Source organism: Streptomyces sp. NPDC006393 (assembly GCF_040628575.1).
Taxonomy (GTDB): domain Bacteria; phylum Actinomycetota; class Actinomycetes; order Streptomycetales; family Streptomycetaceae; genus Streptomyces.
Genome location: NZ_JBEXZD010000168.1, coordinates 1 through 12,151, shown reverse-complemented (window position 1 = coordinate 12,151; position 12,151 = coordinate 1). Strand labels below are relative to the sequence as shown.

Here is a 12,151-nt window from a genome sequence, read left to right as displayed (position 1 = left end):
TTGGTCCGGGAAACTGTCATGGAAATGGACCATACTCCGGTGCCACCGGGTGCGTAGCGTTACCGGCATGAGCACGGACAAAGCATATGAAAATCCGCATCGCCTCCGCGAGCACACGCGCCGTCTGGACCGGGCGAAGCTCGACAGTCGACGGCCCGTTGGCCGTGCCGCACCCCGGCCACGACAAGGTGGCCCGTCGGACCACGTCTGAACGGGCCGAGACCCCGGGATCACCGCCGCAGCCACCGTCGGAGGCAGGGTGAATGGGCTGCGGCCTGCCGTGCCTCGTGGCTCGATCGCTCCTGCTCCGGACCCATCCATCCACCAGACCGCCGTGCAGTTGGGGGACCGCATCACCGGGGGACACAGAAGGGAAGAGCAATGGGCAGTTCCGCAGAGACAGCAGTCTCCGAGGGACGGACGGCCATCGAGAAAGTCTGCCCAGCGATCGCTCTCCTCGACGCGCAGGGGACGGTGATCGGATGGTCGCAGTCCGCTCAGCGGCTCATGGGCTACTCGGCCGCGGAGGTGGTGGGGCGGTCCGGCGGTGTCCTGTTGGTGGACGCCGGCGACCGGGAAAAGGCTTCACAAGCCGCACAGGAGAGCACCCTCCACGGCCGCTGGTCCGACCTCGCGCAGGTGCGACACCGCGACGGCCGCAGCCTCGACGTGCGCCTGTGCGTGTCATCGCTGTCCGGTCAGGACGGCCCGGAGTGGTGGGTGGTCTGTGCGACCGAGAAGGCCTCGCTTCCCGTGTGGCCGGCCGAGTCCACAGTGGCGGAGCCGCTCCTGGCCACGCTGCCGCCGCCGAGCCGCCTGCCGATCGGTGTCGTCGTACGGGACAGGCACCTGCGCTGCATCCGGGTGAACGACACCCAGGGCTCCCAGGACGGCATCCCTCCGTCGAGACGGCTGGGCCGCAGGCTGACGGAGGCGGCGCCCGGGACGGAGACCGGGACGCTGGAGGCGGTGATGCACCAGGTGCTGGAGAGCGGCGACCCGGCGATCAACGTGGACTACCAGGCCTTCCAGCCGGCGAATGCGCGAGGCAACCGCATATTGACAGCGTCCTACTTCCGCCTGGACGACGCGCAGGGTCACGCGCTGGGCGTATGCGTCGTGAGCGTGGACGTCACCGACAGCCGACGGGCGCGAGAACGTCTGGCGATACTCGGCGAGGCCAGCAGGCGCATCGGCACCACTTTGGACGTCATGCGGACCGGGCAGGAACTGGCCGACCTCGCCGTCCCGTTCCTCGCGGACTATGCCACCGTCGACCTGGCGGATTCCGTCCCACGCGGCGAGGAGCCCTTGACCCATCTCGGCACACAGGGCGGATGCGTCCCCGTCTTCCGCCGCGCGGGCCTGGCCTCGATCCACCCGGGAACGCCGGAGCCCCGGTGCGCACCAGGAGAGCCGGTCTTCGTCCCGCCCACTTCCCCCGTCATCGGTGTCCTGCGATCCGGGAAATCCCACTTCGAGCCCACACTGGACGCATCCCCGGGCACATGGCTGGACCACCACGACGCGGCGCGGGCGGAGAAACTCCGCGAGCACGCCATGCACTCGTTGATGGTCATCCCGATCCACGCCCGGGGCGCAGTGCTGGGCGTGGCGGTCTTCGTGCGGACGAAGGACCCCAGGCCCTTCGAGGAGGACGACCTGCTCTTGGCCGAGGAACTCGTCAGCTGGACAGCGCTCGCCCTGGACAACGCCCGCCAGTACGTGCGCGAACGCTCCGCGGCTCTCGCCCTGCAGCGGCTGCTGCTCCCCCACCGCGCCACGGGTGGCTCCGCCGCTGAGGTGGCCTGGCGCTACCTGCCTGCCGACAGCCACCACGGCATCGGGGGTGACTGGTTCGACGTGATCCCCCTCTTCGGCACCCGCGTCGCCCTGGTCGTCGGCGACGTGGTCGGGCACGGCATCAACGCGGCGGCGAAGATGGGCCAGCTCCGCACCGCCATGCGCACCCTCGCCGACATGGACATGCCTCCGGACGAAGTACTGTCCCGCCTCGACGAGCAGGTCATCCGCCTCACCGAGGCGGAAGCCGACCCCCGGCTCCCGCCCACCAGCACGATCGCCGCCACATGCCTGTACGCCGTCTACGACCCGGTCACCCGCACCTGCACCATGGCGCGGGCCGGCCACCCCCCGCCCGCGATCATCGACCCGTACGGCCACGTCACCTTCCCCGACCTGCCCACCGGAGCACCGCTCGGCCTCGGACTGGTCCCCTTCGAGTCCGTGACTGTGGAACTCGCCGAAGGAAGCGTGCTCGCCCTCTACACCGACGGTCTGATCGAGGCCCGCGACCAGGACCTCAGCGCCGGCATGGACCGGTTGCGCGCGGCCCTCGCACGGCCCGACCTCACATTGGACGATCTGTGCTCGTCCACGGTGGACACACTGCGGGCCGAGCCGCCGAGCGACGATGTCACTCTGCTTCTCGCACGGACCCGCTCGCTGAGCACAGACCAGGTTGCCTTCTGGCGGTTCCCCAGCGACCCCGCCGTCGTCAGCCGTGCCCGAACTCTCGCTGCCGGGCAGTTGACCCAGTGGGGGCTGGAAAGCCTGGCCGAGTCCACAGAGCTGATCGTCAGCGAACTCCTCACCAACGCCATCATCCACGGCAACGGCAACGGCACCTGCAACGGCGACTGCGACAGCGACAGCGACAGCGACAGCGACAGCGACAGCGACCGTACGATCGGCCTGCGCCTGATCCGGCACGAGGTGCTGACCTGCGAAGTCTCCGACACCAGCCACAGCCACCCGCTCGTGCGTGACCCCCGCGCCGGCGACGAACACGGCCGCGGCCTCTTGCTCGTGACCCAACTTTCCCAGCGATGGGGAACCCGCCACATGCCGGACGGCAAACTCATCTGGGCTGATCAGCAACTGCCAGGCCGCGCATGAAATCACCCGTCCGCCCGACTCGAGCGCTTGGAGGCCGGTGCCCGTGTCCCGAGAAGGAAGACCGACAACTCGTACGCACATTCATTGCCGTGCGCGCCGAACCCGGGAGAACAATGCAGAGCAGACTGCCTTTGAGGGCGACCAGGGCACCGAGCGGATGCCGGGACTGCCGATGGGTGACCCTGTCGTCCGTGCCGATCGTGGCGGTTCCGGTGGGCGACTGGTTCCTGCCGCCGGACATCCACCTCGCCCATCTGCTGGTCCTCCCGCTCGCGGTAGCCGCCGCCTTCGCCGACACCCGCCGTACTGCCGTCACCGCTCTGCTCGCCCTGACGGCACTCGTCGTCGCGGGAGCCGAGCGAAGCGTGCTGACCACCGAGAACGTACTCGTGCAGATGCTGTCCCTGGTGCTGTTCTCGGTGCTGCTCCTGATCGCCACCAGCCTGCGCGAGCAGCATCAGCGCCAGCTGGCCGTCGTGCGCCAGGTCTCGGAAGCCGCCCAGTCGGTGCTGCTGCGGCCGCTGCCGCGACGCGCGGGGGCGGTGTCCCTGGCGTCGACGTACGTGGCCGCCGAGGCCGAAGCCCGTATCGGTGGAGACCTGTACGCACTGGTCCGCACGCCTGGCGCCACCCGGCTGATCATCGGGGATGCGCGCGGCAAGGGGCTCGGGGCCATCGGGGACATCGAGACCGTCCTCGGTGCCTTCCGCTTCAACGCGCACCGGCACTCCACACTGTCCGGGCTCGCGTCCACCCTGGAGTCCGATGTGCGCTGGGGCCTGGGCCAGACGCACCCCGGGGATCGTGACGAATGGCCCGGTGAACGCTTCGTCACGGCGGCCCTGCTGGAGATCGCGGACGACGAGCCCTGTGCCCGTATGATCAGCTTCGGCCATCTGCCCCCGCTCCTGCTGCACGGGGGGCACGTCACGCCACTGGAAGTCAGCGCCCCCGCTCCCCCGCTGGGTCTTGGCGCCCTGACGGAGACCGACTACGTCCCCTTGACCTTCCGTTTCGCCGCGGGCGACCGGCTGGTGCTGTACACGGACGGAGTCACCGAGGCCCGGGACCGCACGGGCGGCTTCTATCCCCTCGTGGAGCGGGTGACGGCTTGGGCCGATCAGCGTCCGGATGCGCTCGTGCGCAGGATCGGCGCGGACCTGCGGGCGCATACGGGCGGGCCGCTCGCCGACGACATGGCCCTGATCGTGCTACAGCGCGAGGAGGCGCCCGTCCGCGCCCGGATCTCCGAGAACCGGTGGGCTTCGTGACGACGGTGCGGCCCGTGCTTGAGGAAAAGGGGCGGAGGCAAAAGTGGCGGAGGAAAAGTCGCGACCGTGCCAGGCGCTCCCGGGCCCGGCGGGCTGTTCCCTGCCGGGCCGGCAAGGCACGGGTGCCGGTCTTTCTCAGCTCACCGTCGAGATCGAACCGACATGCCCTTACTTTGTAAGGGAGGCCCGACTTTGCCATCGTTGGTGTTATGCGTGTGCCGTTCTCGGTCACTCGCTTCGATCCGGAGGAACGGCGGGCCAGGCTCCGTGGCCATCCGACGCACAGCGCTCGCATCACGCCCGGTGCCGCTCCATCGGTGTGCCCACCGGAGGCCGGGGTTGCAGCGTGCAGACCGCGGCACCGCCCAGCCCTCGCATCCGACCCGCAATGGCCCCAGACCGACGACGTCGAGTGTCTCGGGCGAATGCCCATCCGTTCCAGGACTGCTCATGACCACACCGGCACCGGCTGACAAGAACGGTCATGCTTCCCCACGCCACCCGGAAGCCAGTGAACCGTCCCGCACGGACCCCCGGGACAACCGGGCTCCCACCCCGCGCCCGCCACTGTTCAGAACACGGGTCTCCGCGGGCGGTCGACTGCTGTTCCTTTCCGCGGCACTACTCACGGCCACTGGCTTCATCGGTCACGCAATGGGCTGGATCCTTTTGACGACGACCTTGGGGCCGACTGCGTACCTCCTGCTGGCGCGCCCCGACAGAACAGGTCCCCGAGTGAAAGACGCGGTGCTGGGGCACGCGTCAGCAACCGCCTGTGGACTTGCCTGCCTTGCCGCCTTCGGGCTGTGGAACCAGCCCTCGGGGCTGGAACAGCACCACGACACCCTGCCGCAGATCGGCGCACAGGCAGTCGCCGTCGGGGTGACGCTGCTGGTCCTCACGCTGCTCTGTGCCCACCACCCCCCGGCCGCTGCCACCAGCCTGCTCATCACCTCCGGCATCACCCGCCCCGGGCCTCTTCTGTACGGCATGCTCATCGGCCTCGCCATCGTGATCTGCGGCTCGGCCCTCCTGGCGAAGACTCGGTGGCACCGTACGCACATCCGCCCTGGCCTCTTCGAGTCCAGCCGGCCGCGCTGACACTGGGCCGTACCCGGAGGCGACCGACGATCATTCGCGTGCGCCGTCTTCTTCTCCGCTTGCACCGGCCGTGACCCTGCTCCCGGCTGACCCACGCATTGCCCTGGTTCGGGTCGGTGAGGGGGATGTTCTCGTCATGAGCGGCAGGGCGAGCGACCTGCTGTGCGGCGGATACTGTGATTGAAGGACGATGAGGTCATATCGCTCGACGATGGTCAGGGAGCGGCACGTGGACGCCTCGGACGAACTTCTTCAGAGGGATACACCGTCGGCTCTTCTGACCCTGGATGGTGTCATCCGCTCCCTCAACGCCGCGATGGCCGCGGCACTGGGCAGGCCGTGGGAGCAGTGCGTGGGTCATCGCTTCGTTGATCTGCTCTCCGAGGATCAGCGCATCCCGGCAGAGAGCCTGCTGGCACACGGGGCCACGACGAAGAGGCTTGCGATGCGTGTGCTGGAATTTCCCGGCACGGGCACGGCGTCCGTGGTCTGCCTCGTCGAGGCGCGACCGGTGACGGATCCCTCGAGCGGCGAGCGGCTTGTGTGGCTGCATTCGTTGGACGCGAGACACGACCTCGGTGGTCTGCTGATCCCGTTCCAGCTTGCGGCGAAGGATGCCGGCCTCGGCCTCTGGATGTGTTCCCCCGATGAGCACCAGGTGGAGTCCCTGGGTGGCGCACCCGCCCTGGCCACGCTCTTCCCGCAGGCGTCGGTGCCCCTGTCCGAGCTGATCAGGCGAGTGCACCCTGATGACCGGAGGGACGTGCGGCGGCTTGTCCACTCGTCCGCCGCCCAGTCCCCATGGATCAGGTCGCGGTTCCTCACCGAGCACGATGGCTGGCGTGTTCTCGCAGGCCAGACCCGCCGGATCCAGTTGGGATACGGCGGCCCCGAACGGGTCGTCGCGGTGATCCGCGACGACACCCAGTCGGAGGCAGACCGCCAGGCGATGCTGGCCGAGGTGAACGCGGAGCGGGAGCGCGCCGACTGGATCACCGCGTTCTCCTCCGCGCTGTTCACCGCCGCCACCGAGCAGGAGCTGCAACAGGTTGTCCTGGCCCGGCTCGCGGCGGCCGTCGGAGGTTGCGGCGCACTCTTCGCCGTCGTCGACGATGGGCGCTTGCGCGTCTCCTCGGATGCCGGGATTCCCACGTGGGAGGCTGATGCTCTGCACGGCCTGTCGCTGGATGAGGACCGGCCGTTGCCCTGCGTGATCCGTACCGGTCAGGCGCAGTTCTTCCCCAACCACGAGGAGCTTGTCCGCCGTTGGCTGCATGACGACGGTCTGCCCGCGCCGCACCCCGTCGCCGGCACCGCCTTGTCGATCACCCCCCTCAGCCCGGCGGGTGACCAGCCGCTCGGAGCCTGGGTGGTGACGTACGAGAGTGAGCACCCCCCGTCCTCGGAGAAGCTCGCCCTCATGACGGCTCTGGCCGAATTGGCTGGCCAGGCACTGAGGCGCATCAGGTTGCAACAAGCCCACGTCGAGCTGTCCACGGCGCTCCAACAGAGCATGCTCCCGATGCTGCCGGAGCACCTCCCAGGCCTGGAGATCGCTGCCCGCTATCAGCCCAGCCGGGACGGGCTGGACATCGGCGGAGACTGGTATGACGCGTTCTTCCTGCCCGACGGTGCCGTCGCACTGGAGATCGGCGACGCCCAAGGGCACGACGTGGATGCCGCGGTGTTCATGGGCCAGGTGCGCTCGTCCATGCGCGCGATCGCCGCCCACGAGCCTGAGCCGGGAACGGTGCTGACCCGTACCAACGAGTTGCTCGTCGCGATGGACGCGCCACGCTTCGCAAGCTGCACCCTGCTGCACCTCGATCCGCATGACGGGCAGGTCATCGGCACCAGCGCGGGCCATGTGCCACTGCTCCACGCACGCGACGACGGCAGCCACACCATCCGCGCACTTCCCGCCGGGCCGGTCCTGGGAATCGTCCCCGGCACCGAGTACCCCGAGGAGACCTTCACTCTGGAAGAGGGCACCGCGCTGGTCATGGTCACCGATGGTGTGGTCGAAGGGCCCGGCCTTCCCCTGGAAGCCGGACTGGAGCGAGCGGGAGCGCTGGCCGGCCGAGCCCTCCAGGACCGGCTCGGCGTCGAGGCGACCGCAGACCGAATACTCGACGCGGTGGCCGCGGTGGACCATCTCGACGACGTGGCCGTGCTGGTCATCCGGCGCGCATGAGACTCGATGCCCCTTCCTGGGCATGAAGCCGCCCTCCATGCCGTGCTCCGTCACGTGGTGACGGAGGCGCGTTGGCGGGCGGCGCGGACTGCGGCGGTGAGGCTGGTGAGGTCGTAGGCGCCGTGGTGTCTGCGGCCGTTGATGAAGAAGGTGGGGGTTCCGGCCACGCTGCTGAGGTCGGCTGAATCGACGTTCTCGGCGATGCGGGTCGCGCCGGTGTGGGCGCGCATGTCTCGTTCGAAGCGCTCGACGTCCAGTCCGATGGCGGCCGCGTGGGCGTGCAGGTCTTCGATGCGGAGGGCTTCTTGATGGCTGAGCAGCAGGTCGTGCATGTCCCAGAAGCGGCCCTGCCGTGCGGCTGCCTCGGAGGCCTCGGCAGCGAGTTGGGCGTGGATGTGCACGTCGGTGAGGGGGAGGTGCCGCCATACGTAACGCACGTCTCCGGAGTCGGCGAGGAGTTCACGGACGACGGGCTCGGCCTGCCCGCAGTAGGGGCATTCGTAGTCGCCGTATTCCACGACGGTCACGGGGGCCCGGTGTGGCCCTCGGATGTGATCGCGGTCGGGATCGACGGGCACGGCCAGATCGACGATCGTCTCCGCCTTGCCGAGCAGTGCCCGCAGCCGCTGGGCAGGCGGCAGAAGACTGATCGCCGCGGTGACGAGCCGGGCCGCCAGGAAGGAGCAGATCAGCGTGGCGAGGATGCCGATCTTCGCCTCGTCGAGGCGTGCGCCGTGGAAGGCGAGGGTCGCGATGAGCAGCGAGACGGTGAACCCGATCCCGCACAGCGTCCCGCCGGCGGTCGCGGCTCCCCAGCCGACCGGGAGGCGCAGCCGCCCGCGGGAGACGAGCGTGGCGAGTGCGCAGGCCCCGACGATACCCAGGGGCTTGCCCAGGACGTAGGCGATGAGGATGCCCAGGGTGACGGGCGAGGTGAAGGCTCGTGTCAGTTGGCCTTCGCTGATCTCGATCCCGGCGTTGGCCAGGGCGAACAGCGGGACGACCACGTAGCTGGTCCAGGGATGGTAGATCCGTTGCAGGCGGTCGTTGGGGGAGATGGCCGAGGCGATGCCGGCGTGGACGTACCGCTCCAGTTCCGGGGTGGGCTGCTCACGGAAGAGCCGGAACAGGCCGCTCGCGTGTTCCAGGTCGGCGCGCGAGGCGGGATATGCGTAGGTGAGCAGTCCCAGGGCGAGACCGATCACGACCGGGTCCACACCCGACTCGAGCAGGGCGACCCAGGCGACGACGCCCAGCAGCGCGTACACGCTGCCGTGGCGTACGCCGAGCCGTCGTACGACGAGGACGAGTGCGAGGACGGCGATGGCGACGACGAGTGCGGGCACGGTGATGCGGTCGCTGTAGGCGACGGCGATGACGCCGAGAGCCAGAAAGTCATCGACCACGGTCAGCAAGAGGATGAACACCCGCAGGCCTGGCGGCATACCGCGGCCGACGACGGCCAGCACGCCCAGGGCGAACGCGGTGTCGGTGGACATCGCGGCACCCCAGCCCTGCTCGCTGCCGTGGCCGGAGTTGATGGCGAGGTAGAGGGCGATGGGCACGATCATCCCGCTGAGTCCCGCCACGAGCGGCATCGCGAGCCTCTTGCGCTCGCGTAGCTCCCCCATGTCGAACTCGCGGCGGGCCTCCAGACCCACGACAAAGAAGAAGAACGTCATCAGGCCGCTGTTGACCCACTCGCGCAGGCCGAGCGAGATCCCGTACGTTCCGAAACGGACAGACAGGTGAGTGTGCCAGAACGACGTGTATGCCGATGGTGCCGCGTTGGCCCAGACGAGTGCGGTGACCACGGCGGCGACCAGGATGGCCGCGCTGCCGGTCTCGGTGTGCAGGAAGGCACGCAGCGGGGAACGCGAACTGCTGTCGCACACCGTCTGGCCTGTGTAAGTGTCTGCTTCACGGGACATGACTCAGATTCTCGTCCGAGGCGTGGCCACGGGCCCGCGGCCGGAGAGCCGGTGTGTCGGCCGGAGCGGTCGACAGCCAGGCGGGCTCTGCTGTCATGGTGGCGGCAGCGGCCGAGTTCGCGGGCACATCACCGGCACGGCCCAGGCACTGGACAGGCGGCCCGGCATACGCCGCGCCCGCCGCGTGATGCACCGGCCGGCGGACCCGGAGACGCCGATCACCGCCGCCGTGAAGGACCCGGCCCGGCCTCGGTGCACAGGGGCTACGCCCTGCTCGCCGACCTCCCTGTCACCACCGCTGCTCTCCCGGTCCGGCTCCGGTCATGATCGGGCGGACGAGGGCTGGAGCGCGGCGAGTTCGCCCAGAACACGGGCCGCTGGTGCCGGGTCGACCAGCCACTTCAGATGGCTGCTGGTGAGTGTACGGACGTCGTAGGGGTTCTCCGGTGTCAGTGCGTCGCCTTCGCGGATCATGCGGTCCTGCATGGCGAGCGGCAAGCTCGTGTCCTCGGTCAGCCGGATGTACGTCTTGGGGATCCGTCCCCAGGTGTCGGCCTGTGCGCGGTCGTCGGGTGTGCCGACGTCGAGGTTCTCGTCGGGCTGGAAGGTGTTGAGCAAGACCATGAGCTCCTCGTTCGTCCCGTCAGCGAGGAAGGCGGCCTTGAAGGCCGAGAGGACGCCGGGGTCGGCGGTGCGGAAGTTGGAGCGCAGCAGCCCGAGTTCGGCCGGGTCGCCCACCATCGCCGAGACCAGTCCTGTGGCGTCGACCGTGGCCATCTCGGCCTCGGCGTAGTAGGCGCTGACGTCGAGGTTCACGGGGCACCAGGCGGAGACGTAGACGATGCGGTCGATCAGGTCGGGCCGCTGGTTGGCCGCGACGGTGGCCGTCATACCGCCGCGGCTGTGGGAGACGAGGATGACGGGCCCGTTCTGCTTGGCCCGCTCGAGTATCCCGATGAGGTGCGCGGCGTTGTCGGCGAGTGTGACGCCCTTGATGGCCCCGGGCGCGGTCGCGAGCCCCTCGATGTCCTGCGGCGCCTGGTAGGCGTGCGGGTACGTCGCGGCAAATCCGTGCCCTGGAAGGTCGACGGCGACGGAGCGGTGCCCGAGGAGACCGAGTTCGGCTTGGAGCGGCGCGAAGGAGAAGGAGTTCGCGAAAGCTCCGTGAACCAGTACGAATGTCGGTTGCATCTGTCTGCTCACTTTCTGGTCTCTACAGCATCGGCGGCACGCGCATCGCCCGTTCCGGCGCCGCCAACCGCCTCGCGGCCAAGGCCGGGAACGAGTCGTCGTCCCGCGGCGCACCATCCGCGCCGCGGAGGCGATTTCGTGCATACAAGTGCCAGTGGCTGAGCGGGGAGTGATGAGGGCGGCTCATGAACAGCTGCCCGCCATCCGTTGTTTCACAGTACTCTTCGAAAGATCATCGGCACTACTCGCACGAGTCCTTCGGCTTGTGCGCGTAAGCACTGGTGACGAGCAGCGGCGACAGCCGTCCCCACGATCCAGGCAGCGTCACCCGTAGTGGCGACGGCGGTGATCATGTAGAGCTCCACCGGGGTCACCGGCAGGAAGGCCGAAGCGGCGCCGACCAGCAGCGTGGTCACATACTCCGCGATCATGGTGCATCCGGCACGTGGGGATCGGGCAGGCACAGCAGCGCCAAGAGGGCCCTGATCTGCTACCGGCTCCTTTGTCGATCAGGACAGTCTTAGGGTCCCAGGCAGGATGGCTAGGCAACAGGAGGTCTCAGGGATGCTCGTGTCGTGGACAGCAACGGACCTGGAATCGCGACGGTTCTCCGCGATTGAACGAAGCTCGGACGTTGCGGATCTGACGGATCACTTCATCGCTCTGCGCACGCATGGCCAGGGGTACCTGGAAGTCCGCCTGCCGGGCAGCGAGTTTCCCCTGCTGGCCCTGGGTTTCCAAGACGATCAAGCAGTCATCCACCTGTTCAGCGATGCTGAGAGGTCGTCCCTCCTCGTCGGCGATGGCACCGCCGCAGCGCATGCGGTCGTGCAAGTGCCGATCATGGACGACCTGGCCGTGTTCAGTGGCGACTGCGTCCTCGCTGTCGATCGCGCATGGGCCCTCGTGCGCAGCTTCATCCAGGCGGGGAGACCCGGCGAGCTCGGTGAGTGGCGGGAGTTGTGATCACGGCCCGATCACCAACGGCCGGGGTCGCTCCTCGCCTCGTTTCGTCGGCCCTTGCAGTGAGGCGGGAGGGTGGGAAGCGAAGAGCAGGTCCTGAGCGCCTGCGGATAGGTTCGGGCCATGACTCGTGACTGGCGGATGGACCGGATCGGGGCTGCTCTGCGGGGCGAGAACCCAACCGTGCTGCGGAGACTTGAGTCGGGATTTGCGGTGATCGGCGACGTTCAGTTCCTGCCGGGGTACTCGGTTCTCCTCGTGGATGAAGTGAATGTTCAGCGGCTGTCCGACCTTCCGAGGGTCAAGCGGCTGTCGTTTCTGTCCGACATGGACCGGCTCGGAGAGGCGGTTGAACGGGCCTGTGCACAGCTGGATCCTGATTTCCGCCGGGTCAACCTGGAGATCTTGGGGAACACTGATCCGTTCTTGCATGCCCACGTCTGGCCGCGCTTCGAGTGGGAGCCCGCCGAGCTGGTGAGCAAGCCTTGGGACATCCCCTCCGGTGTCGCGGCTGTCGACGTACCGTTCGGTACGCCTGTCCGAAGGACAGCATGACGGAGATCACCGGCCGGAGCGTGGAG

The 12,151-nt window shown here is 68.6% G+C and carries 9 protein-coding genes; 6 read left to right on the top strand and 3 right to left on the bottom strand.

Annotated features, from left to right (window positions below; translation table 11 throughout):
* Positions 1 to 381 precede the first annotated feature (381 nt).
* From ABZ484_RS37010 to ABZ484_RS36995, 4 genes are all read left to right on the top strand, one after another.
* Complete coding sequence (locus tag ABZ484_RS37010) at positions 382 to 2,919, top strand: SpoIIE family protein phosphatase (protein WP_358870346.1); 2,538 nt, start codon at positions 382 to 384, stop codon at positions 2,917 to 2,919.
* A gap of 191 nt (positions 2,920 to 3,110) precedes the next feature.
* Positions 3,111 to 4,190, top strand: a complete 1,080-nt coding sequence (locus ABZ484_RS37005) for a PP2C family protein-serine/threonine phosphatase (RefSeq protein WP_358870345.1) — start codon at positions 3,111 to 3,113, stop codon at positions 4,188 to 4,190.
* Between the two features lie 162 nt (positions 4,191 to 4,352).
* Positions 4,353 to 5,291: an HPP family protein gene (locus tag ABZ484_RS37000; RefSeq protein ID WP_358870344.1), complete on the top strand. Its 939-nt coding sequence runs from the start codon at positions 4,353 to 4,355 to the stop codon at positions 5,289 to 5,291.
* Positions 5,292 to 5,520: 229 nt separating this feature from the next.
* The gene (locus ABZ484_RS36995; protein ID WP_358870343.1) at positions 5,521 to 7,485 is read left to right on the top strand and encodes a SpoIIE family protein phosphatase; all 1,965 of its coding nucleotides are present in this window, start codon (positions 5,521 to 5,523) and stop codon (positions 7,483 to 7,485) included.
* Positions 7,486 to 7,535: 50 nt separating this feature from the next.
* Here ABZ484_RS36995 and nhaA read toward each other — a convergent pair whose 3' ends face one another.
* From nhaA to ABZ484_RS36980, 3 genes are all read right to left on the bottom strand, one after another.
* Positions 7,536 to 9,416, bottom strand: a complete 1,881-nt coding sequence (nhaA, locus tag ABZ484_RS36990) for a Na+/H+ antiporter NhaA (RefSeq protein ID WP_358870342.1) — start codon at positions 9,414 to 9,416, stop codon at positions 7,536 to 7,538.
* A 321-nt stretch (positions 9,417 to 9,737) separates the two neighbouring features.
* On the bottom strand, positions 9,738 to 10,607 hold the full coding sequence (locus ABZ484_RS36985) for an alpha/beta fold hydrolase (RefSeq protein ID WP_358870341.1): 870 nt from the start codon (positions 10,605 to 10,607) through the stop codon (positions 9,738 to 9,740).
* Positions 10,608 to 10,819: 212 nt separating this feature from the next.
* Positions 10,820 to 11,038 (bottom strand): hypothetical protein, encoded by a 219-nt coding sequence (locus ABZ484_RS36980; protein WP_358870340.1) that lies wholly within the window; start codon positions 11,036 to 11,038, stop codon positions 10,820 to 10,822.
* A gap of 133 nt (positions 11,039 to 11,171) precedes the next feature.
* On the opposite strand from ABZ484_RS36980, the gene ABZ484_RS36975 reads away from it, so the two are divergent.
* Together ABZ484_RS36975 and ABZ484_RS36970 are read left to right on the top strand one after the other, a co-directional pair.
* Entirely contained in the window at positions 11,172 to 11,573 is a 402-nt protein-coding gene (locus ABZ484_RS36975) for a hypothetical protein (RefSeq protein ID WP_358870339.1), read from the top strand.
* A gap of 120 nt (positions 11,574 to 11,693) precedes the next feature.
* Positions 11,694 to 12,125, top strand: coding sequence for a diadenosine tetraphosphate hydrolase (locus ABZ484_RS36970; protein ID WP_358870338.1), 432 nt, complete (start codon positions 11,694 to 11,696; stop codon positions 12,123 to 12,125).
* The last annotated feature ends 26 nt before the right edge of the window (positions 12,126 to 12,151 follow it).

Bases quoted from the DNA above. Each gene is read 5' to 3' on its own strand.
- ABZ484_RS37010 (WP_358870346.1), top strand. From the start codon at position 382: ATGGGCAGTTCCGCAGAGACAGCAGTCTCCGAGGGACGGACGGCCATC.
- ABZ484_RS37000 (WP_358870344.1), top strand. From the start codon at position 4,353: ATGCCCTTACTTTGTAAGGGAGGCCCGACTTTGCCATCGTTGGTGTTA.
- nhaA (WP_358870342.1), bottom strand. From the start codon at position 9,416: ATGTCCCGTGAAGCAGACACTTACACAGGCCAGACGGTGTGCGACAGC.
- ABZ484_RS36985 (WP_358870341.1), bottom strand. From the start codon at position 10,607: ATGCAACCGACATTCGTACTGGTTCACGGAGCTTTCGCGAACTCCTTC.
- ABZ484_RS36980 (WP_358870340.1), bottom strand. From the start codon at position 11,038: ATGATCGCGGAGTATGTGACCACGCTGCTGGTCGGCGCCGCTTCGGCC.
- ABZ484_RS36975 (WP_358870339.1), top strand. From the start codon at position 11,172: ATGCTCGTGTCGTGGACAGCAACGGACCTGGAATCGCGACGGTTCTCC.
- ABZ484_RS36970 (WP_358870338.1), top strand. From the start codon at position 11,694: ATGACTCGTGACTGGCGGATGGACCGGATCGGGGCTGCTCTGCGGGGC.